24 protein-coding genes and 1 other RNA gene are annotated in these 22,344 nt (G+C 48.6%); 16 read left to right on the forward strand and 9 right to left on the reverse strand.

Going from position 1 to position 22,344, the window contains the following annotated elements:
* The first annotated feature begins 52 nt into the window (after positions 1-52).
* The 4 genes from hemY (at position 53) to ACX1C1_RS17295 (ending at position 4,561) form a co-directional block, all read left to right on the forward strand.
* The gene (gene hemY, locus ACX1C1_RS17280; protein WP_458957705.1) at positions 53-1,474 is read left to right on the forward strand and encodes a protoporphyrinogen oxidase; all 1,422 of its coding nucleotides are present in this window, start codon (positions 53-55) and stop codon (positions 1,472-1,474) included.
* A 126-nt stretch (positions 1,475-1,600) separates the two neighbouring features.
* Entirely contained in the window at positions 1,601-2,905 is a 1,305-nt protein-coding gene (locus ACX1C1_RS17285; RefSeq protein ID WP_458953420.1) for a CapA family protein, read from the forward strand.
* 21 nt (positions 2,906-2,926) lie between these two features.
* The gene (locus tag ACX1C1_RS17290; RefSeq protein WP_458953421.1) at positions 2,927-3,658 is read left to right on the forward strand and encodes a glycerophosphodiester phosphodiesterase; all 732 of its coding nucleotides are present in this window, start codon (positions 2,927-2,929) and stop codon (positions 3,656-3,658) included.
* Positions 3,659-3,706: 48 nt separating this feature from the next.
* The gene (locus ACX1C1_RS17295) at positions 3,707-4,561 is read left to right on the forward strand and encodes a DUF92 domain-containing protein (protein ID WP_458957706.1); all 855 of its coding nucleotides are present in this window, start codon (positions 3,707-3,709) and stop codon (positions 4,559-4,561) included.
* Positions 4,562-4,691: 130 nt separating this feature from the next.
* Here ACX1C1_RS17295 and pepF read toward each other — a convergent pair whose 3' ends face one another.
* The 3 genes from pepF to ACX1C1_RS17310 form a co-directional block, all read right to left on the reverse strand.
* Positions 4,692-6,494, reverse strand: coding sequence for an oligoendopeptidase F (gene pepF / locus ACX1C1_RS17300; protein ID WP_458957707.1), 1,803 nt, complete (start codon positions 6,492-6,494; stop codon positions 4,692-4,694).
* 238 nt (positions 6,495-6,732) lie between these two features.
* A complete protein-coding gene (locus tag ACX1C1_RS17305; RefSeq protein ID WP_458953422.1) occupies positions 6,733-6,912 on the reverse strand; it encodes a hypothetical protein in 180 nt (59 codons plus the stop codon).
* A 128-nt stretch (positions 6,913-7,040) separates the two neighbouring features.
* Positions 7,041-7,274 carry a hypothetical protein gene (locus ACX1C1_RS17310; RefSeq protein ID WP_458953423.1) on the reverse strand — a complete coding sequence of 78 codons (234 nt, stop codon included), beginning with the start codon at positions 7,272-7,274 and terminating at the stop codon, positions 7,041-7,043.
* Between the two features lie 206 nt (positions 7,275-7,480).
* Between ACX1C1_RS17310 and ACX1C1_RS17315 the strand changes: the two genes are divergently transcribed.
* From ACX1C1_RS17315 to ACX1C1_RS17325, 3 genes are all read left to right on the forward strand, one after another.
* Complete coding sequence (locus ACX1C1_RS17315; RefSeq protein WP_458953424.1) at positions 7,481-8,209, forward strand: methylase; 729 nt, start codon at positions 7,481-7,483, stop codon at positions 8,207-8,209.
* A 91-nt stretch (positions 8,210-8,300) separates the two neighbouring features.
* Positions 8,301-8,498, forward strand: coding sequence for a cold shock domain-containing protein (locus ACX1C1_RS17320; protein WP_458953425.1), 198 nt, complete (start codon positions 8,301-8,303; stop codon positions 8,496-8,498).
* A 244-nt stretch (positions 8,499-8,742) separates the two neighbouring features.
* Positions 8,743-9,459, forward strand: a complete 717-nt coding sequence (locus ACX1C1_RS17325) for a hypothetical protein (protein WP_458953426.1) — start codon at positions 8,743-8,745, stop codon at positions 9,457-9,459.
* 159 nt (positions 9,460-9,618) lie between these two features.
* On the opposite strand, the gene ACX1C1_RS17330 is transcribed toward ACX1C1_RS17325, so the two are convergent.
* Positions 9,619-10,806: an MFS transporter gene (locus ACX1C1_RS17330; RefSeq protein WP_458953427.1), complete on the reverse strand. Its 1,188-nt coding sequence runs from the start codon at positions 10,804-10,806 to the stop codon at positions 9,619-9,621.
* A 236-nt stretch (positions 10,807-11,042) separates the two neighbouring features.
* Between ACX1C1_RS17330 and ACX1C1_RS17335 the strand changes: the two genes are divergently transcribed.
* From ACX1C1_RS17335 to pfkA, 3 genes are all read left to right on the forward strand, one after another.
* The gene (locus tag ACX1C1_RS17335) at positions 11,043-11,354 is read left to right on the forward strand and encodes a hypothetical protein (protein WP_458953428.1); all 312 of its coding nucleotides are present in this window, start codon (positions 11,043-11,045) and stop codon (positions 11,352-11,354) included.
* Positions 11,355-11,434: 80 nt separating this feature from the next.
* Positions 11,435-12,463: a tetraprenyl-beta-curcumene synthase family protein gene (locus tag ACX1C1_RS17340; protein ID WP_458957708.1), complete on the forward strand. Its 1,029-nt coding sequence runs from the start codon at positions 11,435-11,437 to the stop codon at positions 12,461-12,463.
* Positions 12,464-12,493: 30 nt separating this feature from the next.
* Entirely contained in the window at positions 12,494-13,462 is a 969-nt protein-coding gene (gene pfkA, locus ACX1C1_RS17345) for a 6-phosphofructokinase (RefSeq protein ID WP_458953429.1), read from the forward strand.
* Positions 13,463-13,619: 157 nt separating this feature from the next.
* Here the strand turns inward: pfkA and ACX1C1_RS17350 are convergent, their stop codons facing one another.
* The 3 genes from ACX1C1_RS17350 to ACX1C1_RS17360 form a co-directional block, all read right to left on the reverse strand.
* The gene (locus tag ACX1C1_RS17350) at positions 13,620-14,825 is read right to left on the reverse strand and encodes a putative glycoside hydrolase (protein WP_458953430.1); all 1,206 of its coding nucleotides are present in this window, start codon (positions 14,823-14,825) and stop codon (positions 13,620-13,622) included.
* A 177-nt stretch (positions 14,826-15,002) separates the two neighbouring features.
* Positions 15,003-15,191, reverse strand: a complete 189-nt coding sequence (locus ACX1C1_RS17355) for a hypothetical protein (RefSeq protein WP_458957709.1) — start codon at positions 15,189-15,191, stop codon at positions 15,003-15,005.
* A 151-nt stretch (positions 15,192-15,342) separates the two neighbouring features.
* Complete coding sequence (locus ACX1C1_RS17360; protein ID WP_458957710.1) at positions 15,343-16,143, reverse strand: YitT family protein; 801 nt, start codon at positions 16,141-16,143, stop codon at positions 15,343-15,345.
* Between the two features lie 188 nt (positions 16,144-16,331).
* Here ACX1C1_RS17360 and ACX1C1_RS17365 point away from each other — a divergent pair, with 188 nt between their 5' ends.
* Positions 16,332-17,954: a DEAD/DEAH box helicase gene (locus ACX1C1_RS17365; RefSeq protein WP_458953431.1), complete on the forward strand. Its 1,623-nt coding sequence runs from the start codon at positions 16,332-16,334 to the stop codon at positions 17,952-17,954.
* Positions 17,955-18,065: 111 nt separating this feature from the next.
* On the opposite strand, the gene ACX1C1_RS17370 is transcribed toward ACX1C1_RS17365, so the two are convergent.
* Positions 18,066-18,161: a YjcZ family sporulation protein gene (locus ACX1C1_RS17370; protein ID WP_458953432.1), complete on the reverse strand. Its 96-nt coding sequence runs from the start codon at positions 18,159-18,161 to the stop codon at positions 18,066-18,068.
* A gap of 171 nt (positions 18,162-18,332) precedes the next feature.
* On the opposite strand from ACX1C1_RS17370, the gene ACX1C1_RS17375 reads away from it, so the two are divergent.
* From ACX1C1_RS17375 to ACX1C1_RS17385, 3 genes are all read left to right on the forward strand, one after another.
* Positions 18,333-19,148, forward strand: a complete 816-nt coding sequence (locus ACX1C1_RS17375) for a YesL family protein (protein ID WP_458953433.1) — start codon at positions 18,333-18,335, stop codon at positions 19,146-19,148.
* A 49-nt stretch (positions 19,149-19,197) separates the two neighbouring features.
* Positions 19,198-19,380: non-coding RNA, 6S RNA (ssrS, locus tag ACX1C1_RS17380), on the forward strand.
* A gap of 113 nt (positions 19,381-19,493) precedes the next feature.
* Positions 19,494-19,880, forward strand: coding sequence for a DUF1499 domain-containing protein (locus tag ACX1C1_RS17385; RefSeq protein WP_458953434.1), 387 nt, complete (start codon positions 19,494-19,496; stop codon positions 19,878-19,880).
* Positions 19,881-19,985: 105 nt separating this feature from the next.
* On the opposite strand, the gene tpx is transcribed toward ACX1C1_RS17385, so the two are convergent.
* The gene (gene tpx, locus ACX1C1_RS17390) at positions 19,986-20,504 is read right to left on the reverse strand and encodes a thiol peroxidase (protein WP_458953435.1); all 519 of its coding nucleotides are present in this window, start codon (positions 20,502-20,504) and stop codon (positions 19,986-19,988) included.
* A 62-nt stretch (positions 20,505-20,566) separates the two neighbouring features.
* Here tpx and ACX1C1_RS17395 point away from each other — a divergent pair, with 62 nt between their 5' ends.
* Together ACX1C1_RS17395 and ACX1C1_RS17400 are read left to right on the forward strand one after the other, a co-directional pair.
* Entirely contained in the window at positions 20,567-21,229 is a 663-nt protein-coding gene (locus tag ACX1C1_RS17395) for a rhomboid family intramembrane serine protease (protein ID WP_458953436.1), read from the forward strand.
* Between the two features lie 41 nt (positions 21,230-21,270).
* The gene (locus tag ACX1C1_RS17400) at positions 21,271-22,176 is read left to right on the forward strand and encodes a LysR family transcriptional regulator (RefSeq protein WP_458953437.1); all 906 of its coding nucleotides are present in this window, start codon (positions 21,271-21,273) and stop codon (positions 22,174-22,176) included.
* The last annotated feature ends 168 nt before the right edge of the window (positions 22,177-22,344 follow it).

Genomic DNA, 22,344 nt, shown 5'->3' on the forward strand with positions numbered 1-22,344 from the left:
CATGAAGATGGACGGCTGGATCAACCTCCAATAGAGAAAAGGAATGAAGGATATGCGGGGAACAGATACGATTGATCGAGTTGTCATTATTGGCGGGGGGATCAGCGGACTGAGCTCCGCTTTTTATTTGCAGCGGGAAGCGGAGCGGCAAGGCAGAGAGATTGCGATTACGGTTGTGGATGGCGCTCCTGCTTTCGGTGGTAAAATTAATACGCTGCAGCGAGACGGTTTCGTAATCGAGAAGGGGCCGGATTCGTTCTTGTCCCGTAAGGTCGCGATTATCGATCTTGCGAAGGAGCTAGGCCTCGAGAATGAGTTGACGGCAACCAACCCAGGAGCCAAGAAAACATATATTCTGCATCAAAAAAAGCTGCATCCCATGCCGCCTGGACTTGTATTAGGTGTGCCAACGGAGATTGGCCCATTCGTCAAAACAAGTTTGTTGTCATGGGGCGGTAAGCTGCGCGCCTTAATGGATCTCGTTCTCCCGTCAAAGCCGGCAGCAGGAGACGAATCGCTGGGCGGTTTCATGGAGCGACGAGTTGGTACAGAGGTCATGAGGCGCATCGCTGAACCGCTGCTTGCCGGTATCTATGCGGGCGATCTGAAAAAGCTGAGCCTCCGCGCCACGTTCCCGCAATTCGGAGAGTCGGAACGGAGACACGGCAGTCTGATCCGCGGTATGATGCACAATCGTAAGGCGACGGCAGCAAGTGCGACGGCTGCGGCGAAAGGAAGTACGTTCCTGACGTTTAAAGGGGGACTTAGCACGTTGGTAGAAGCGCTGATCACTCGATTAGAGCAAAGCGGCGTCGAGCTTCGCTCCGGCGTGAACGTAGAGCAGCTGGATATGCAGGAGCAAGGTTATGCAATCACGCTGGCGAACGGTGAAACATTAGCTGCCGACCGGATTGTGATGACAGCACCGGCTTTTGCCGCAGCGGAGCTTCTGGGGTCGCTTGTTGATGTTAGCGAGCTCAAGGGTATTCGGTATGTATCGGTTGCCAATGTGGTCATGGCATTCGACAAAGCCACATTCGGCATCGACTTCGACGGTTCAGGATTTGTAGTGCCGCGTTCCGAAGGACTTCATATTACGGCATGTACGTGGACATCTAGCAAGTGGCTTCACACTAGTCCGGCGGACAAGGTGCTGCTTCGTTGTTATGTCGGCCATTCGGAAGATCAGGAAAGCGTAAAGCTTCCGGATGATGCTTTAATAGCGGCTGTGCGCAAAGATATTAAAGAAACGATGGGGATAACGGCCGAACCGATGTTTGCCGAGATTACGAGACTCAATCATTCTATGCCGCAATATCCGGTCGGTCATGTTGAACGAATGAAAGAATTGCGGGAACGATTGTCGGACCAATTACCGGGCGTCTGGGTAACTGGGGCCGCATTCGACGGTGTCGGACTCCCAGACTGCATCAGGCAAGGGAAAGAAGCGGCGAAAGCGATCTTGGGCTCTTAGACTTGCAGCAGAAGACAAAAATGAAGAGATTTATAGTATCGCTTACGAGATAAGAGATTGTATAATGAAGGAAAAACAGACTTATTGAGCGACTTCGATCAGTCTAACCTACGAAGGGGTATTCCTATGTCATTATCAAGATCGGAGTCTCGCAAAAGCGAAAATGAATCACGTAAAAGGCGGCAACGCAGATCCTTTAGCTTGTTGCTTGTGACGCTAGGCATTATTATTGTTGCTTTCGGTGTATGGATGATGGTAAGCGACGGAGATTGGCTAAGCGGCGCAGGGGGACGTCCGTCTACCGAAGTGCTGGACGGCGGGACTAATAAGAAGCCGGGAAATGATAATCAAGAAGGCATTGCCGAAACGGATAAACCTACTCACACGGAAACCGTTTCGGAGTCAACACCGGAGCCAACAGAAGTAGTTGAAGGTACTACTGACTTCGAGAGCAGTGGTGGTGGCGATACACAACAAGCAGGTGAAGGTGAAGCCGTTACGATGTCCTTTGTCGGCGATATGCTGCCCGGCGAATATTTGACGCCGCTTATGAAGCTTAACGGTTATGACTATCCATACCGCAACGCACTTCTTTACTTAAGCGAGCCGGATATTACGGCAGGTAATCTCGAGTTGCCCGTAACGACGGGAGGCACACCAATTGTCGGTACGCCATACGTATACAAAGGGCATCCTGATGCGTTGCCCGCAATCAAGGATACGGGCTTCGATGTGCTGAGTCTTGCGAACAATCATGCGATGGATCAAGGCCTGGAGGGAATGCTCGATACGATCCGGCATCTGAAGGAAACCGGCATCGGTTATATGGGCACAGGCAACAATGATAAGGAAGCCTACGAACCGTATTATATCGAGGCCAAAGGTATCAAGGTGGCCTTCGTCGGATTGAGCCGTGTTATCCCGTATACAGAGCTAAAGGCAGACCGCAATACGCCGGGCATTGCCGAAACTTATGATACCGGACGCGCGGCAGTCGCGATCGCAGCTGCAAAGGAAAAGGCTGATCTCGTTGTGGTCATGGTTCATTGGGGCGCTGATCCAATCGATGAGCCGCTGGATTATCAGAAGGCGGACGCACGCGCTTACATCGATGCCGGCGCGGATCTCGTCATCGGTGCTCATCCTCATGTGCTGCAAGGCTTTGAGAAGTATAAAGATAAGTGGATTGCCTATAGTTTAGGCAACTTTATTTTTTCCGTGTATCCCAAAGGCAAGGATGCGGAGACCGGCGTGCTTGATGCAGCTTGCACGAAGGATGGGGATTGTACGCTCAAGTTCAATCCGATGATCGTTGTAGAGGGACAACCGACGCCGCTGGAAGGGGAGGCGGCCGTGGCGCTGCTGGATCGATTAACGTCCATTTCGTACGGAGCGGCGATCGGTCAGGATGGCTATATCGCAACGAGGTAACGTAAGGAGGAAACTTTCATCATGAGAAATGCGTGCGTTGCGCATCGGGGCTGGTCAGGTCGCGCGCCGGAGAATACGTTAGCCGCCATACGGCTTGCGATCGAAGCGCCGGATGTTGAGTGGATCGAAATCGATGTACAATTGTCCAAAGATGGAGTGCCTGTTGTCATCCATGATTTTACGCTCCGTCGGACAACAAATGGACGTGGAGACGTTAGAAGTTGGACGGCAGCCGAGCTTGCATCGCTGGATGCCGGTTCATGGTTTGCGCCGAGCTTTGCTGGCGAATCCATTCCGACACTAGCTGAAGTGTTGATTGCAGCCAGGGGACGATGCAAACTCAATATCGAGTTGAAAACGGACGGGATACGGTATCCATACATTGAAGAAATCGTATATGAAACCGTCGAGCAACACGGGATGTTGGACCAGGTGGTGTTCACATCCTTCCATGTAGGGACTCTTCATCGGATGCGGAACTTGTCCGACACCCTTCGCACGGGTCTGATTCTGGACGCTTGGCGAAATTCGCTCGTGAAGGAGCTGCGGGAGCTTGGCTGCGACTTCTTGTCCATTGGGTATTCCCGACTGAATAAGACCCGTCTTGCGATGTTAAAGTCGGCCGGCATGGAGACGATGGCTTGGACCGCCAATGACAAGAAGACCATTCGAAAGCTGGCTGCGCTTGATCCTTCGTTGCTCATCTGCACCAATTATCCTGACCGCTGGCGCGAAGTAATCGGCGTTCAATAAGCAATTCCGCAATAGCGGGAGATGGAGGAAGCGGTTATGGTGGGATGGATGGAAGAATGGTGGCTGAGGCTCCTTGTCGGATTAATCGGAAGCGGTCTATGCGCGTACGCTGCATATAAGGCACGTTCACTTTCACCATCTGGCGCTTGGTCGGCGGTGGCAATGGGGACGGGTTTTATCACACTGGGAGAACCGGTGTGGTTTGGGTGCTTGATCGCATTTTTTGTATCGTCGAGCGCCTTGTCCAAATACAAGCGTAAAGCGAGAGCGAAGGCGTCGGCGGAAGCGAAGTATGCCAAAGGCAGCCAGCGGGACGCCGGTCAGGTATGGGCCAATGGCGGCGCTGGCCTAGTTCTATGTGCCGCTCATGCCATATGGCCGCATGAGGGCTGGCTGTTTGCGTTCATCGGCGTCATGGCAGCCGTGAACGCGGACACCTGGGCCACCGAGATCGGGGCCCTCAGCAAGACCGCGCCGCGCTCGATCACGAGCGGCAAGCGGGTGGAGCCCGGCACGAGCGGCGGCGTCACGCCGCTCGGCAGTGCAGCCGCGCTGGGCGGCGCCGCATTCATCGGCGTCGTCGCAGCGTGGCTGCTGGGCCCGACGCTCGCCGGCGATAGCGCCGCGAGCGAGGGCCTGGCTGCGGCAGCGCCGGCGGCGGCGTGGATCGCCGTCGCGGCCGCAGCCGGCCTGGCCGGTGCCTTCGCCGACTCCCTGCTCGGCGCAACCGGCCAGGCCATGTATCGCTGCCGGGTATGCGGCAGCGAGACGGAGCGCGCCGCGCATTGCGGCACCGCGGCGCGGCATGAGCGCGGCTTCGCCGCGCTGACCAACGACAGGGTGAACCTCCTGTCGTCGCTGTTTGCGGGCTTGCTGGCGTACGTCGCAAGCCTGCTGCTTTAACCCCGTCAGGGGCCGGTCATGGTCCATGGGGCAACGGCTCCATGTTGTGACTAGCCTAACAAAAAGTCCCGAACCCCCTCTTCGAAAGGGGAGATCGGGACTTTTTTCTACTTCCATTAGCGATCAATATTTATTTGGCTGCTTTAGCAGTCAACTGCTCCATTTGACCGATCAATTGCTCGAATACGCTCATCGCTTGTTCGATTGGTTCCGGCGAGCTCATATCAACGCCCGCTTTCTTGAGAATATTGATAGAGAAGTCGCTGCCCCCGCTCTTAAGGAAGCCCAGATAACTGTCTACAGCCGGCTCGCCTTCTTCGAGGATTTGTTTCGAGAAGCTTGTCGCTGCCGAGAATCCAGTCGCGTATTTGTACACATAGAAGCTGTTATAGAAGTGAGGAATGCGCGCCCATTCCATCTCGATGTCCTTATCCACGACCATGCCTTCTCCGTAATAGAGAAGGTTGAGGTCGTAATAAATTTTGCTGAGCTCCTGCGGTGTCAAGGATTCTCCAGCTTCCGTGCGCTCGTGTACAATCTTCTCAAACTCCGCAAACATCGTCTGACGGAATACGGTCGTGCGGAATTGATCCGCATAATACGTCAGCAAATACATTTTTTCCTTCGGATCAGTAGACTTCTTAAGCAGATAGTCCATCAGAAGCGCTTCATTGAGCGTCGAGGCAACTTCGGCCAAGAAGATCGTATATTGTGCGTCGCGATAGTTTTGAGTGGTGTCGGAGTAATACGAATGCAGCGCATGACCCATCTCGTGCGTGAGTGTAAACATGCTGTTGAGATTGTCTTTATGGTTAAGGAGCACGTAAGGGTGAGTGCCGTAAGCGCCCCAGCTATATGCGCCGCTGCGCTTGCCTTCGTTCTCGTACACATCGATCCAGCCGTTGTCATAACCATCCTGCAATACGTTCAAATAGTCCTCGCCCAGCGGCATCAAACTTTCTTTGATCGTTTTTTTCGCATCTTCGTAGCTGATTTCCATATCGAACTCATCAACGAGAGGTGCAAACAAATCGTACATGTGCAGCTCATCCAGACCGAGCAGCTTTTTGCGTAACTCCATGTAACGATGCATTAACGGCAAATGTTTGTGGATCGTATCCACAAGGTTCGTATACACTTCCGTCGGGATATTGTCGCCATAGAGCGACATACCCAGCACAGAATCATATTTGCGAGCCCGAGCATAAAAAATATTTTTGGACACGTTCGCATTAAGTGTTGAGGCTAACGTGTTTTTTAATTTGCCATATGTATCATACATGGCGAGGAACGCATCGCGTCGTACATCACGATTCTTGCTCTCGAGGAACTGAATGTAGCGACCGTGCGACAGCTCGACTTCTTCGCCTTTCTCATTTTTAACCTTAGGGAACTTAAGATCGGCGTTATTCAACATGCCGAAGATCGTGCTTGGCGCGGAGCTGACATTACCGACTTGAGCAAGCAGAGATTCTTCGTTTTTGGAGAGGACATGTGCCTTCTGACGGCGCATCTCTTCTAACGTATGCCGGTATTTGGACAGCGATGGATCATTAATGAGCGCGTCCAGCTCGGAGTCAGATAGACTGAGCACTTCCGGCGTGACGAAAGACAACGCTTCGCCCGTCTCGACGCTCAGTTTCTTGGACTTGTCGGACAACGCTTGGAATCCCGGCTCGGCGGTATCTTCATGATGTCGCATATTCGCATATACATAAAGACGCTCCACATACATCGACAATTCGTCTTCCAGCTCGAAACACGCCAGCACCTGAGCAGGGTCATTGAGTTTACCCTGGAAATCGGCAGCTTTCGACATCAACGCCTTCGCTGCCTTATATTCTTTCTCCCATTCGCCTTGTGAAGGGAATATATCTTCTAGCTTCCAACGGAATTGTTCCTCGGTTTCTGAACGCTTTGGCAGTTGATTCATCGTATTCCTCCTTGAAGTGGATGGGATGGATGGCTTGTCGGCATGTGTGCCGGTTGTTATTTCGTTGTTCTTATTGGTGACATTGGTTTGCGGGTTCGCATGGCCGCGAGCGGGCGCCACACTTTGTACTAGCGATACAACTAGCAGAACCTTGAGCCACTTCATCGCTTTCACCTCTGGACACAGTTTGTCGATACTATGTCCGTATGGTGAGTTTACTATTCGTATTTTCTGGAAATTACGTGCCCATCGTAACTAATGAGTAAACGATCAAAAAAAATGAAAAAGCAATGAGCAGAATGGATACGATGGCTAATCCTCTGCGCATCCCTTGTGGGAGCGAATCCCGCTTCAAAATGATGACAGCGCCGAGTGCAAACGCCGCAATAATAAATATGACCGTTGATGTTGTGTCCATGAAACCGAAGGAACCTCCTATCGTTACCTATGCAGAAGGCCGTAGCGATATGTGCACGCTAATTGTCTCACATGATTGGCATGCCATACCGTTACAGTCAATTGTAGCTGTTGGTGTGGTGAAACAATCTATACTTCGCGGAATGCGTCCATAATGGACTGCAGCTCTTCTTCGCGTCCTACGAAATCCTCGGACCGGAACCGTCCCCGAGCCCAATGCAGCATCTCCTGCCGGCTGACGAACTCATGGGATTCTTCCCCCCATTGGTCGGATATTTCGCGCAATACCAGTGTTTTTCCTTTCACTTCTACAGTGAGCATGTTATATTTGTCAGTTTTGTAAATTTGATGTTTTTTGAACATTTCAAACGCTCCTTTCCTTAGTTAATTATGGTATAGTACTCATCATAGCTATTCTGAGGTCGGTAATCAATATGGTTGGCCTCGAGTTTGACGCTTCATGTGCGGGATTTCGTGTACTAACGCGATTCGGCGGATAGCTTAGACGAGTAGCTGCAAGAAGAGCCGAGAAAAGTTGAGAAGAGCTGAGATGAGGAGAGATGAGAAGAATGGAAAGGAATCGGATTTATGAGCAAATCGGAGTTGCTATGACTTGCCGCAGCTTCGAAGAGTATGTCGCGATGTTTCAGCTAACGGAGAAGGAGCTATCGTTTGGTCGAATACTGGATGTGGCTGCAGGTGGTTCATCATTTGTTGCTACCGCGTCAGCCAAAGGCTATGATGCTCAGGCTGTTGATCCTAGATATTCAGGGGATGTATCTTCATGGACGGAAGAAGCGGCTGCTGAGATAGTGACGTCGACCTCGAAACTCGAGGGTCTAACGGATCGGTTCGACTGGAGTTATTACGGTTCGTTAGCGCGGCATAAAGCAGGGCGTGAGGCATCGCTTGGTCTTTTTCGAGCGGATTTGGAATCCAATCGCAAGAATGGAACGTTAGCGAGCGACAGATATATAGCCGGAAGTTTGCCTACACTACCGTTGGAAACCGAACGATATGGGCTTGTATTGTGCAGCCATTTTCTTTTTCTATACGCAGAACAATTCGGCTTCGATTTTCATGTGCAAGCTATACAAGAGTTGTTGAGAGTGTGCAGGCAAGGCGGCGAAGTGCGGATATATCCGCTTCTGTCGCTGAGATGGGAGCCTTATCCACGTTTCAATGAACTTATCGATGCGATCGAGTCGGATGGCAAAGTCAAAGCGACAATTCGAACATCGGGATTGCCGTTTATTCCAGGCTCAGAGCACTATCTTCATATACAAAAATATTCCTGATCTCTCTAAAATTGCAATCTGTGTCATGGATCGCTATAATGGGGTCATTCGCCGCAAAAAGGCGGCGGTACAATTTTAGGAGGTCATGAAGTTGAAAGGTACAGTAAAATGGTTTAACGCGGAGAAAGGTTACGGCTTTATTCAAACGGAGGACGGAGAGGATGTTTTCGTCCATTTCTCTGCGATTCAAGGCGACGGATTCAAATCACTGGACGAAGGCCAAGCGGTGGAGTTCGACATCACAGAAGGCAACCGCGGCGCGCAAGCAGCTAACGTCCACAAACTATAGGATTAGAATTCCTGATATCGCAACAGCAAACGTCTACACGGTGTAGCGTTTAACAGATGGGTTCCCTCGTTGGGAGCCCATTTGTTGTAGTTGGTTGGAATTGGAAGGTTTTTGGTTTATAATGGGTAGTGATAAGCAAACAATATCATACAACCGTGTGCGTAAAGAATACGCCGCTTGTCCCTGCCGATGGGATAAGCGGCGTTTTGTTTTTACAATCTTATTTGTAGGAGGCATGTAATTAGTGATGGCAATGGTTACGGGTAAAGCTGTAGGTACAGGTAAAGGGATATTGGGCAAACGTACATTCGATGCGGAATTTGAAGTTTTTGTTGAAGAACAGAAGAAGGCAGCATCACCTCGGCGATTGGAAATGTTGGAGCGAGATTTAACAGGGACAATCAGATTGTTTAAAGAGATACTTTGGCCAGTGTTTCAAACGTTTGATGGCTTCGAGCTTGAATATGAGCTGACAACACCAAGTGGTGTGAAGATATTTGTAGATGTTGTATATGAACCTTTTGAGTTTGCGTTCGAATGCGAAGGATTTAGTGCGCATGCTGAGATGATTACGCGCGAACGTTTCTCTTTTGAGAAAAGTCGAGTAAGAGCGTTGTTGCTGAGTAATCTTGTTTATGTTCCGTTTAGTTGGGATGAAATAGAAAAAAAGAGCTTGCAGTGTCGAAGTTACATGCATGAGCTAATGCTTAAATATCAAACAACTTCTGCATTGAAATCATCTTTGACACTCTATGAAAGAGAGGTATTGAGATGTGCTTTGTCGCTTAGCAGGCCTATTCGTATGTTGGATATGTGCGAATGCACGGGAAAGAAACGCGATTTTGTTTATAAAGTAATCGGCTCACTAATAAGGAAGGGGTTAATGAGTCCTTCCAATTTGACCCCTAGCCGTCATTGTTCGTATGTGGTTAACCGTCGAGCGATCGAGTTTATCAGATAGAGAGTTGTGTTGGGAGAGATTATATCGACCACATCGACATAATCACTAGGATGCGTGTGAATGGAGGGAGTTATGTCGTTCTCGCCGACTTAACTCCAAGAAACAGCGTGTCCGTAAGCCATTATGTCGTTCTCGCCGACATAACTCCAAATCCTCCTCCTACCGACTCTGCCTGCCGAGCCAATGGTATAACAAGAAGCCGATCGCGGATGCGACTCCAATATACATAGCGCTATGGTAGAACGTAACGCGTCCGAACTGCTCGTAGATAACACCTCCGACAACTCCGCTGATCAGACCGGCGGCGCCAGTCCATATAATCGTGTAGACGGCTTGTCCGGAGGCACGATATTCGTCCGGGATGAGCATGGAGATGTAACGCAGTGCTGTCGAGAAGTAGATACCAAACGAAACGCTATGCATCGCTTGGGTCGCGATGAACCAATGCGGGTCGCTGATTTCTCCCATTAGCCATAAACGAAGTCCGTACATGAGCGATGCAAATGCGAGAAGCGGCAGCTCGCGCAGCTTGTGTCCGTATTTGCCGAGCAGGAACAGGATAGGGATCTCGCTGGACGCTGATACCAGCAAAGCAAGTCCTACAAGCGTGTCACTGGCGCCAAGCTGCCGCATTGTAACCGCTAGAAACCCTTCATACATCCGATGAGAGGTAGAAACCATCAGGATCAACAAGAAAAAGATTAACACATGTCGTTGTCCCAGCAGCTTGAAGAAACCTGAAAACTCAATTTTGCGCGCTTTGCTTTGATAATCCTTGATAAAGAAACTTAACACAAGCGTAATGGAAACCGTACCAAACGCGACGGCAATCGTCCAATCGGAGCCTATCGCCTTGAGCAGTAATCCGAGTAAATATGCGCTCAGCGCAAATCCAAGAGAGCCGAATATCCTGATGAGTGCGTATGGAGTGCCTGTATGTTGGCTGGATAACAGAATTAAACTATCGCTTAACGGATTCATCGGCGTCTGGAAAAAATAAAACATGGTCATCACAATCGTGATCCAAACGACGTTTTCGAGCGGGAAAAGTACAGTGACGAGTACGAGTTGAGCGAATAAGAGGATAATCAATATTTTGCGGATCGTCCGATATTTGTCGCTAGCTAGTCCTGTAAGGATGTTCGCGAATATGGAGACAAACAAGCCTGCAGAATAGAGGACGCCAATCTGGCTCTCAGAGAATCCTTTGGTCATAAAATATAAAGGTATAAACGAAATGACGAGCGCCTGCGTGGAAAAAGTGGCGAAATTAAAAGCTCTTAGCGCTAAAGTTTCTTGTTTGGCCGTTGAAGAGATCGGTGTACTCGTGGTGCTTGAATCATTCATAACAATTGTTTCACTCCATATCTTCATTCATAAATCAACGCAGCAAAGCAAATACAACTACCCAAAAATAAGATTGTGGCAGTCATCATCTTTGACGTTGTAAGAGACTTGCACTCTCTCGTCCCGATACAAATTCTATGTTTTCCAGTATACCATGCTTTCATCGATTGAGGCGGACTCTATTTGTCGCTGGATTATTGACTTGCAAAATGGTACATTATTGTTTGGAGGATGCGATGGACATATTCCTATGGAACGACAGGCTGCACCTACATATCCCAGTCATTACGCAAGATTGGGAGCACTTTTCGCTGGAGCAAAGAACGGAGATAATCGGTAGATGGGAGCTTATCCGAGGTTCTATCCCCGAACGGATTAAGGAATTCGAAGTCATCATCAACCGGATTCAATCCGAGCTTGATGAAGAAGAAAACTTCGAGAGGTGCTGCGAACTGACCTACGAGATTGCGGATTTCGCCAGTAGGATCAATGACTTGCAGATCTGGTATAGAAACGATCAAGACGTAGAGTCGCGCCAGCATATATGACATCATTCTCGTAAGGGAGGTGCGCCGTGAGATTAACGACGCTATCGGGAAAACGAGCGCCTCAAGGTCCGATTAAGCTTATGCATCGCGTCTACAAATACGTATTGCCTGGAGTGGAAGCCGAACTTGGGCGCTTAAGAGAATTAGCGGAACGAATACCTGACGACGAGCTGCGGACGCAGGCCTTGAACAGCATGAATGACAAAAAGTTTCATTGTCAGGGAGGCGGCGTATACGCTGTAGCTAACCTGGAATACCGTCATGTATTGATTCCGCTTATTGTCGCGCTACAGACGATTAGCGACTATCTGGACAATCTTTGTGACCGCAGCACGTCGATGAATCCGGACGATTTTCGTCTGCTTCATCAGTCGATGCTGGATGCTGTCAATCCACGAGCAGAGCTCCGAGATTATTATGCGCTGCGCGAAGAAGGAGATGATGGCGGTTATTTGCATCATCTCGTCAAGACCTGCCAATCCTCGGTTTCTCGGTTGCCTTCTTATGCTAATGTGCAAGAGCACGTGGAGGAACTTGTAACGCTTTATGGCGACCTCCAGGTGTACAAGCATATACGCAAGGATATGCGCGAGGGCGAGCTGTTGGCATGGTGGGATAGACATAGTCATCATTATCCTAATCTCAAGTGGAACGAATTTGCTGCCGCTACAGGATCAACTCTTGGTATGTTCATGCTGTTTTTGGCTGCTTCAGAATCGCAATTATCGGCGAAGGATGCCGAATCGATTCGCCATATTTATTTCCCTCATGTGTGTGGTCTTCATATCTTGCTCGATTACTTAATCGATCAAGAGGAGGATCATATCGGCGGCGATCTGAATTTCTGTAATTATTACGATAGCAAACAATTGTTAGTAGAACGGATCGACACGATTGTGAATCGCGCGCGGGAGGACGTGAAGTCTTTGCCGGGTTCGAGGTTCCATCGTCTCATCATAGAGGGTCTTCTGGCCTTATATCTAACGGATCCCAAAGTTCGGCTACAGGCTGAGGTACAAGAAGTATCGAAGAGACTCATGAAGAACAGTCCGCTCACGCGCGTGTTCTTTATGATTAACAGCCAATGGATACGCAGGCAGCAGGCTTAAAGACAACAAATAGGTGTGGAGGAATGAATCATGACTGCAGTAAAATCAATTGCGGTATTAACGAGCGGAGGAGACTCCCAAGGAATGAATGCAGCCGTTCGCGCGGTTGTGCGGAGCGGACTGTTCCATGGACTTAAAGTATATGGCGTACAACGCGGCTATCAAGGTCTCCTTAACAATGATCTTCGCGAGATGGATCTTCGTAGTGTAGGCGATATTATTCAACGCGGCGGTACGATTCTTCAAACAGCTCGCTGCAAGGAGTTTATGACGCCTGAGGGACAGCAACGCGGTGCAGAAGTTTTGCGCGAGCGCGGTATCGACGGTCTCGTGGTAATCGGCGGAGATGGATCGTACCAAGGTGCGAACAAACTTAGCAAGCTCGGCATCAAAACGATGGGTTTGCCAGGCACAATCGACAATGATATTCCATTCACTGATGCAACAATCGGTTTCGATACAGCAGTAAGCATAGTGGTAGACGCCATTAACAAAATTCGTGATACAATGTCCTCGCACGAGCGTTCTTCGATCGTTGAAGTAATGGGTCGCCATTGCGGCGATATCGCATTGTATGCTGGTCTTGCGAGTGGCGCAGAGACCATCCTTGTGCCAGAGGTTCCGTTTGATCTTGCTGAGGTAGCAGACCGCATGAAAACGAACTTTGCCAATGGCAAACGTCATAGTATTATTGTCGTGGCTGAAGGTGCAGCAAAAGGCGAAGATGTGTCGCGGAAAATTACCGACCTCAGCGGCATCGAGGCGCGTGTAACGGTGCTCGGTCATATTCAACGTGGCGGCACGCCAACGGCAGTAGATCGTATTCTTGCAAGTCGACTAGGTGACTTTGCCGTTCGTCAGCTGATCGAAGGAAACTCGGGCAAGTCTTGTGGCGTGATCAAAGGCGAGCTCGTGACAACGGATATCGATAAGGTAGTAGGCAGCAAGAAGCCGTTCGACATGGAGATGTACGAATTAGCATCACGTCTTTCCCAATAAACAGGTATATTAAGCACACAATAAAAGCTGTCTACACCGAAGGAAACAGGTACTGTTTCTTTTGGTGCAGGCAGCTTTTCGTACGATAACGATTATTTGCCAATAATGAAATTGGAAAAGCCGCCCGTTTCCGGACGGCCAATAGTCACATAAGCAGTTAATCATAATTAACATCTGGTGTATATTTGTTGCCAGCATTCCACAGCAGGTACTCCGACACGCCGGAATCTTGTAGTGCTTTGATTTGGGCTTCTACCTCGACTTTTCCGTATTTGACGTAATTGCCTTTGCCCAGCCAACTTGCGGTGAAATCCTGAATCCAAGGCCTTACGATAGGTTTGAGCTCGCCTGTGTTCAGAAGCTTCTCATGAGTATCGTCCATTGCGCCTTTTATCGTTTCGTATGGACTACGGTCCGGCGTTTTCTGATCAAACCAGCCTGTGCTGTAATGGCTAGGGTAGATCATCGGAGAGATGACATGAACATCGTTTGATATTTTGACAAAGTCCTGACCGATCCCTTCGGCTGCAGGGACGGATGCCGCATACCCGAATATGTCCACCGAAACACGTACACCTAACGGCTCTAGCTGCTCACGCGCATATTTGACGAATCCAGCGACTGCATCTACACGACTTTGCTCCGTTTTGTTGAAGGTAAGCGCATCGGCGCGGTTCTCGAATCCTTCAGGGAAACGAACGTAATCGAACTGGATTTCCTTGAAACCAAGTTTGGCTGCTTCTTTGGCAAGCGCAACATTGTATTCCCATACTTCTTGACGGTAGGGATTAACAAAGCTCTCCCCGCGTCCATTTTTCCATATCGTTCCATCCTGTTGTAAGAAAGACAATTCAGGGCGTTTGACCGAAAGGACTGTATCCTTAAAGACGACGATTCGGGCAATTGGGTAGATTTCGTGTTTCTTAAGTGTATCCATCAGCACTGAGATGTCCGAAATATACTTTTTGGCGGTACCGATCTCCAGCAGTTCCGGTGTCGTTGTTGGGTATGTAATATATCCGTTGTCGTCTTTAACATCAATAACCATACTGTTAAGTGCTGTGTCGTCCACCAGCTTCAATAAGGACTCCATTCTGGAGCCGCCGGCGCTGTGTGCGGTAACGTAGATGCCCTTAATCGGTTCCGTGCCTGGTTGAGGGTCTTGTTTTATTTGGTCGGTCTTAACCTCTCCGTCCTCGGACGGTGGCTCTCCAGTCATGATTGGCGCGTCGGGTTTAACGATCACTTCGCCGGCAGAAGCGTTTAAGTAAGCAACAGCCAACTGTTTCACGTCTGTTTGGGTTTCTCCTTGACCGGTAAGCAAGCTGTAAAGCAACATGAGCGTAGATACAATGATGTCCATTATGCTCTCTCCCGTCATTTTGTTCATTGCGAAGGTAAGAGATGCCAACCCCCGTGATCAAATTATAATTCACAACATGCAAACGGGTCATCACTTTTTTCTGTAGTGACAAAAAAACCAGTCGACATCGATATCGACTGGCGGTGCGGTTATAACATGTGTCCCTAACCAAAGGTTTCATTGTAACAATGTCTGTCTTTGCCCATTGCAAATACTGTGCTGTACAATTTCCATTACGTCTGCCGGTTCTAGCAACGCCATGCCGTCGCGAAGGACGATACGGAGATCCAACTCACGGGAAGTGAGGTAGGTAATGAGCTCCGGGGCAAGCCTTTCGACAATCTGAGACAATTTGACCGTTTCCATATCCACTCAGCATCACCCTTTCATCCTAATAGTCAATTAGAAAGCAAGAAGGGAAATCGATGGTAAAGAAACTAGCTTGGGGATACAAACATTATAACAGCTCCGCTTTCAAAAACATAGCAATTGTTAGCAAATTCCACTTTTGCGGATATCAATTAGGATTCTGCCTACGGAAATCTCCGATAACTCCTGCGGTCTCCACGATGTTAATAAAGGCATGAGGATCGATCGTCGTAATCGTTTTGCATAAGTCAGCCAATTCGAATTTCGTACGTACTGTCATCAGCATATCTCGTTCTGTGGAGGAGAATGCGCCTTGTGTCTTAATGATGGTAATGCCCCGAGGATGCGCAAGCAGCTTCTGGCGAAGCTCTTCGGTCTTCGTCGTGATGATAAACGCCGTTACTTTAATATGCCGCACATGGATGAGATCTACTACTTTGCCGGCCGAAAAAATCGCGATAAGCGAATACAGAGCCAAATCCCAATTTTGCGTAAAAAAGATCAAAATCGCGATAACGGAGGCATTCAGCAAAAAAATAATCATCCCGACAGGAAAGTCGCGCCGTTTCGTCATAATGGACGCAATCACATCAAAGCCGCCCGAGGAGCCGCCGTATCGAAGCGCAAGACCACTGCCAAAGCCGACGATCACGCCTCCGAACACGGCGCCTAACAAGATATCATCCGCCGTATGAGTGACAGGGATGATCTTCAGGAATAATGTGGCTGCAAGTACCGAATACACACTCCATATCACAAAGCGGCGGCCTAATGTAAACCATCCCCAAATGAGAACAGGTATGTTGAGTACGAGATAAAGCCATGCAATATTGGCGCCCGTTACGTAGCCGATCATCATCGAAATCCCTGATAGTCCGCCGCTAATAAGCTGGTGGGGAATAAGGAACATATTGAAGCCGATGGCAACCAATAAGGCGCCAATCGTCATGATTGGAATGGTGAATAAGTACCTTTTTCTTGGTGATTGCAAACGTATCGCTCCCAAGTTGAAAATGATGTGCGCTCGTCCAGTTAGTATGGCTTTGTATCCGCAACTGGTATTCAGGTCATTATCTATGCTATAATGGTTTGGATATTCTTTAAGAAGGCTGTAGATAGAAGGAGTTTGAGAAAAGTTTGAAAACATTTGCTGAATTTGGCTTGGAACCGAAAGTGTTACAAGCAATAACGGAGCTGGGGTTCGAAGAGTCAACCCCCATTCAGGACAAATCGATTCCGATTGCATTAACAGGCAGGGATTTGATTGGCCAGGCTCAAACAGGTACAGGTAAGACGGCGGCATTCGGAATTCCGCTCATCAACAAAATTCCGGTTAGCGAAGATCGAATCGTTGCTTTAATTATGACGCCAACCCGTGAGCTCGCTATTCAGGTGGCGGAAGAGATCGGGAAGTTGACGCGATACAAGGGCCTTCGTTCATTGCCGATCTATGGTGGCCAAGAGATTGGACGTCAAATTCGCGCGTTGAAGAAGCGTCCCCAAATTATTATCGGAACGCCAGGACGGTTGCTTGACCACATTAACCGCAAGACGATCCGACTTGAGGACGTACAGACGGTTGTCCTAGACGAAGCGGACGAAATGTTGGATATGGGCTTTATGGAGGATATTCAATCCATCCTTAAGCAGGTTCCAGAAGAGCGTCAAACGATGTTGTTCTCCGCGACAATGCCGGTCAACATTCAGAAGCTAGCTCAACAATTCCTTAAAGATCCTGAGCATGTGTCCGTTATTCCTAAGCAAGTAACGGCACCATCGATCGAACAATCCTATATCGAAGTGCATGAGCGCCAAAAGTTCGAAGCACTGAGCAGATTGCTCGACATGGAATCGCCTGAGCTGGCGATCATCTTCGGTCGTACGAAACGTCGTGTAGACGAGCTGAGCGAAGCGCTGCAGAAGCGTGGATACTCCGCTGACGGCTTGCATGGCGACCTGTCGCAGAATCAACGTGACAATGTGATGCGTAAGTTCCGTGACGGCAGCATCGATGTTCTCGTAGCGACGGACGTTGCTGCACGTGGTCTCGACGTTTCGGGCGTTACGCATGTTATCAACTTCGACTTGCCGCAAGACCCGGAGAGCTACGTTCACCGGATCGGTCGTACTGGCCGCGCAGGCAAGGAAGGTACAGCTTGGTCGTTCGTTACGCCACGCGAGATCGATCACCTGCACTTTATCGAGCGTATTACACGTCAACGGATGAACCGCAAGCCATTGCCTAGCATCGCTGAAGCGATTGAGGGCAAGCAACGTCTTACGGCAGAGCGCGTTCTGGAAGTTGTACAAAACGAAGAGTTCTCGGAATACAAGCCGATTGCGATTCAATTACTGGAGCAATATGATTCGGTTCATCTTCTTGCGGCAGCAATTAAATTGCTGACTGGCGAGAAGAAGGATGTCAGCATTGAGCTTACACCGGAAGAACCGCTTCGTGCGAAGAAACGTCGTCCGGACATTCGTTCCAATGGACGTCCGTTCAATCGCAGTGGTGGCTCGTCCTACGGCGGCAATCGCAGTGGCGGAACAAGCGGCGGCGGCGGATATCGCGGTCGTGACGATCGCCGTACGGGCAGCGGTAGTGGCAGCAGCAGCAGCAGCTCCTCGCGTGGCGGATATGAATCCCGCGGCAGCAGCTACGGCAGCGGTGGCGGCGGCTACAAGCGCAGCAGCAGCGAAGGTCGCAGCGGCGGCGAGAATCGTCGTCCCAAGTCCTCTGACGACTTCGCAAACAATTAATTCATAAGACCGGGATGTAATAGATCGGTCTTAACAAGAAACCGGGGAAGTCCGTGACGCCTAACGGGCATCCGGTCTTCTCCGGTTCTTTTTTACTTAATGTTCAGTTGTTTAGAACAGTAGAGTTTTTGTAATGATGACCAGAAGGATAAATAGTACAAGGATAGCACCTGTGGAAGAGTAATGGCCGTGACCTGCGTTGTTCATGACAGCAACCTCCCTTTTATCATCATGCTGATGGGTATGGTACATCATATGCGGCATATGCCGGGGGAGACTAGACAGGCGCCTACTCAATCTCAATATAGGCGGACGAATGGCGTATGCCACTCGTGTTGCCGTGTTCGCAACTATACCAGCGCTGGAGGCATATAACAGATGGAGCCTAGAGGATTGATGGGGGGATTCTACCGAATCTCCGAATGGATAATGAGATTGGCCGTAATCAATTTGTTGTGGATCGTTTGCTCCATCCCATTTGTCTTTTTTGGTTTGACGATTATTATTGCTCCCCAGAACGGCGCAAGCGAACAGGACATGCTTAACAGCTTATACACTTCGCTTATTTTGATGGCAATTGTAGCTCCTTTTACATTTTTCCCGGCAACAGCGGCGATGTTTGCCGTAGCGCGCAAGTGGGTAATGGGAGAAAGTGATGTCGCCTTATTCAAAACGTTTTTCCGAGGATATAAAGACAATTATAAACAAAGTATGATTGGCGGAATCTTGTATACGCTTTTATTCGTCGTCATGATTGTTGACTTTATTGTCTACAAGGATCAGCTTAATATTTTATCCTATATCTTTATCGCGCTTTTAGTGCTGCTTGGTATATCCATCTTTAACTTCTTCTCGATGCTGGTTCATTATCATATGAAGACGTTCCAGTTGATCAAGAATGCGATTTTGATCACGATAGGCAAGCCGTTCCGCTCGTTGTCGACAGCGATTATGTGCGGACTTGTCATCTACATCAGCTTCTTCCAATTTACATTCCTAATTCCGTTCTTTATGGGCAGTATCGTCGCTTTCCTGGCATTCTGGAACTTCAATATCATCTATACAAAGCTGCAAGAGCAAGCTGAGAAGATGAAGCAGTCGCTTGAAGAAGAAGCCGAGGAAGCGGCCGAGATGGACCGCGAGGATCTGGTGAAGGACGACTACAAAGAAGCTAATCAAGAAGGCAAGAAATAACATCAGTACCCGGCGTTTACTTTTGAAGGAGTTAGGACTATAATAGCAATACATCCTGCGATGTTCGTTTCGGTCTTTCGTTGTTTTGAACCAATGGCTGTTTCACGGGAGTCCTAAATTGCCAAGCGGCTGACATGCCCTCGAAAAGGGATCTCAAATGCGTGGTTGCGGACACCCACCTGCGAGAGCGGGTTCAGAAACATGTAGATCGGACGGCATAGGCGGGTTCCTAATGACTGAAGAGAGCGATCGCTTGGCGAAATCCGGCGAAAGCTCTTTTTTCATATGCAAAAACATGATATGATGGTTATTAATGCAGATAGATGTTAGAGGGGGAGATCGTTGTTGTTGAAGCGGACCTTAATCGGGCTGCTGCGCAGTCATGAACAGACAGGCGACAGAGCTAAGGATCCATTGCTGAAATCACATCTCTACAAGCTGTCTAAGGACAAGGCTTGGGAAGAAGTCGTATCCACGCTCAAGAAGATGCAAGGTTACAAAATGCTTCACGAGGTGCAATCGGTTGGCGAGATTGTACTCGAGAAGAGAACAGCCTTCGGAAGAACGATGGACATAACGGTTTCCGTCATTAGCGTGAACCCGCTTACATCAGCGGTTGATATTTATTCCGCATCTCGCGGCTCATTAGGCGATCTAGGCTCCAATTATCGAGTTATTATGGATTTGTATCGCACGCTTGATAAGAAGCTTGCCGCAGTCAAAGTATCCTAAATGTATGACCTAACTGAAGATGATGAAACAAAAACAAAGCGAGGAAGGCTGGCCTTCACTCGCTTTGTTTGCGGAATGCGGTAGTTATAACTTGCGGGAAACCGCTTATACTAGCGCTTTAGCAGCTTCGATTGCAGCTTCATAATTCGGATGTTCGGCCATCTCAGACAAATATTCAACATATTTGATCGTGTTATTTTCGTCAAGGACGAAGATCGAACGCATATCCAGGGCAAACTCTTTAATAAGAACGCCATATGCTTCGCCGAAGCTGTTATTCTTGTAGTCCGACAACATTACAACTTTGTCGATATCAGCAGCAGCGCACCAACGTGCTTGTGCGAAAGGTGTATCCACACTAACAGTCAATACGATGACATTGTCACCTAGAGCGGCAGCTGCTTCGTTGAAACGGCGAGTTTGCGCATCGCAGACACCAGTGTCGATAGATGGAACGACACTCACCAATTTAACTTTGCCAGCGTAGTCTTGTAGAGAAACAACGTCAACTAATGATTTGTTCAGGGAGAAGTCCGGAGCTTGATCTCCTACTTTTAATTCGGGGCCAATCAATGTGATCGGGTTGCCCTTCAGCGTAGCAACGCCTGTGCGTTCTTGTGCCATAATAAGAATTCCTCCTCAGGTCAATGTGGTCATTACGACCTTTATTATAAGCGGAATGAAAGATGATTGTCCAATTTTTGGCGAGCATGATGAAAGGCGGGATGGCGATGATCTTCCTTCGTTACGAAAGCTTTCGTTCGTATTTGCGTTATTATCCCGGAACGGCAGCTTTAATCGCGATTAATCTCATTGTTTTTATCCTTAGTCAGTTTAGCGATGCGTGGATCAATAATGGTGCTTTTGTAACTTTTCCTGGTTTCGATTCGTATGGACTAACTGAGCCATGGCGATATGTGACTTCACAGTTTCTTCATGCGGATTTCGGACATCTTTTTTTTAATATGTTTGCGTTGATCGTATTCGCACCACCGCTCGAATATTTACTTAAGACATTCAAGTATGTCGTATTTTATCTCATTTGCGGCATCGGAGGAAATGTATTATCGGCAGTCATTACGATCCTTCAGCAAGATGACAACCACGCAGCTATAGGTGCGTCTGGCGCGATATATGGCATTTACGGAGCGTTCTTGTTTATTGCACTCTTGCGCAAGTCGATGCTGGACAATGCATCTAGAAATACGGTATATATCATTTTGGCATTTGGTGTTATTCATTCCATCTTTGGTGCCAAAATCGATCTGTGGGGACATGTGGGTGGTGCGTTAACCGGATTTTTACTGTATGGCCTGCTGGATAACCTGAAACGTAATCACAGGCGATAAGTAGACAAAATAAGCAGTACACAGGAGAGAGATTAGTCGGTATGGAACTTCGACAGCTTTATTATTTCGTTAAGGTTGCCAAAAAAGAACATGTTACGCAAGCAGCTGAAGAGCTGCATGTTGCGCAATCGGCAGTCAGCCGGCAGATCCACCAGCTCGAAGAAGAGCTAGGTGTGAAGTTGTTTGTTCAGAAGGGTCGGAATTTGCAATTAACGCCTGTCGGTCAACTACTACTAAAGCGGGCTGAAGTGATTTTAACGGATCTGGAACGAGCCGTAATCGAAATTCATGAATTTATGGATCCGGAGAAGGGGGAGATCCGTTTGGGATTTCCACATAGCTTGGGAATATCATTAATTCCGCAAGTTGTGGCTTCCTTCCGCAAATTACATCCGAATGTTAAATTCAGATTTAAACAGGGAATGTTTCCATCACTGATTCGTGATCTTGTCAAAGGTGAGATTGATTTGGCGTTTATCTCGCCATTCCCGAAGGAGCATGAACAAGTATGCGGTGAAGTACTCTTGACGGAGGAGTTATATGCGATTCTACCGCCAGGTCATGCTTTATCGGAACGTACATCCATTGAGCTGTGCGAGCTAAAGGACGAGACGTTTGTATTGTTTAGCGAAGGATACTCTCTGCGTCCGATTGTGATTGAAGCCTGTCAGGAGGCTGGATTCAGCCCTAAGATCGGATTTGAAGGCGAGGAAACCGATACGATCCGTGGACTGGTAGCGGCCGGTATGGGTGTTAGCCTGCTGCCGGAGATGGCGCTTAACTATTCGGGTCCGCTGCAGCCTGCGAAGGTACGCATTAGTGAACCGTCTGTTACACGAACGATTGGTCTTATTCATCGCAGTAACGACAAGCTGCCGCTTGTTGCCAAAGTATTTCATTCTTTTTTGCTCCGTTATTTTCAAGAAGAGCATCATAAACGTTATTAACGTTATATTGAGATGACGGATGTAGAGACAACTTAAACATACGTAAAAGGCCTTCCCCGAGGGAGAGCACTGAAAAACGGTTACAGAATATGTAAGGGAGGCTGGTGAGCGATCATCAGTCTCTTTTTTGCATAACAACTTCATCGATTCACCGCGGTAATATGATAT

Source organism: Paenibacillus sp. strain BS8-2, assembly GCF_054483835.1.

Excerpts from the sequence above, each read along its gene's own strand:
- hemY (WP_458957705.1), top strand. The coding sequence starts at position 53 with ATGCGGGGAACAGATACGATTGATCGAGTTGTCATTATTGGCGGGGGG.
- ACX1C1_RS17285 (WP_458953420.1), top strand. The coding sequence starts at position 1,601 with ATGTCATTATCAAGATCGGAGTCTCGCAAAAGCGAAAATGAATCACGT.
- ACX1C1_RS17290 (WP_458953421.1), top strand. The coding sequence starts at position 2,927 with ATGAGAAATGCGTGCGTTGCGCATCGGGGCTGGTCAGGTCGCGCGCCG.
- ACX1C1_RS17295 (WP_458957706.1), top strand. The coding sequence starts at position 3,707 with ATGGAAGAATGGTGGCTGAGGCTCCTTGTCGGATTAATCGGAAGCGGT.
- pepF (WP_458957707.1), bottom strand. The coding sequence starts at position 6,494 with ATGAATCAACTGCCAAAGCGTTCAGAAACCGAGGAACAATTCCGTTGG.
- ACX1C1_RS17305 (WP_458953422.1), bottom strand. The coding sequence starts at position 6,912 with ATGGACACAACATCAACGGTCATATTTATTATTGCGGCGTTTGCACTC.
- ACX1C1_RS17310 (WP_458953423.1), bottom strand. The coding sequence starts at position 7,274 with ATGTTCAAAAAACATCAAATTTACAAAACTGACAAATATAACATGCTC.
- ACX1C1_RS17315 (WP_458953424.1), top strand. The coding sequence starts at position 7,481 with ATGGAAAGGAATCGGATTTATGAGCAAATCGGAGTTGCTATGACTTGC.
- ACX1C1_RS17330 (WP_458953427.1), bottom strand. The coding sequence starts at position 10,806 with ATGAATGATTCAAGCACCACGAGTACACCGATCTCTTCAACGGCCAAA.
- ACX1C1_RS17335 (WP_458953428.1), top strand. The coding sequence starts at position 11,043 with ATGGACATATTCCTATGGAACGACAGGCTGCACCTACATATCCCAGTC.
- ACX1C1_RS17340 (WP_458957708.1), top strand. The coding sequence starts at position 11,435 with ATGCATCGCGTCTACAAATACGTATTGCCTGGAGTGGAAGCCGAACTT.
- pfkA (WP_458953429.1), top strand. The coding sequence starts at position 12,494 with ATGACTGCAGTAAAATCAATTGCGGTATTAACGAGCGGAGGAGACTCC.
- ACX1C1_RS17350 (WP_458953430.1), bottom strand. The coding sequence starts at position 14,825 with ATGGACATCATTGTATCTACGCTCATGTTGCTTTACAGCTTGCTTACC.
- ACX1C1_RS17355 (WP_458957709.1), bottom strand. The coding sequence starts at position 15,191 with ATGGAAACGGTCAAATTGTCTCAGATTGTCGAAAGGCTTGCCCCGGAG.
- ACX1C1_RS17360 (WP_458957710.1), bottom strand. The coding sequence starts at position 16,143 with ATGACGATTGGCGCCTTATTGGTTGCCATCGGCTTCAATATGTTCCTT.
- ACX1C1_RS17370 (WP_458953432.1), bottom strand. The coding sequence starts at position 18,161 with ATGAACAACGCAGGTCACGGCCATTACTCTTCCACAGGTGCTATCCTT.
- ACX1C1_RS17375 (WP_458953433.1), top strand. The coding sequence starts at position 18,333 with ATGGAGCCTAGAGGATTGATGGGGGGATTCTACCGAATCTCCGAATGG.
- tpx (WP_458953435.1), bottom strand. The coding sequence starts at position 20,504 with ATGGCACAAGAACGCACAGGCGTTGCTACGCTGAAGGGCAACCCGATC.
- ACX1C1_RS17395 (WP_458953436.1), top strand. The coding sequence starts at position 20,567 with ATGATTGTCCAATTTTTGGCGAGCATGATGAAAGGCGGGATGGCGATG.
- ACX1C1_RS17400 (WP_458953437.1), top strand. The coding sequence starts at position 21,271 with ATGGAACTTCGACAGCTTTATTATTTCGTTAAGGTTGCCAAAAAAGAA.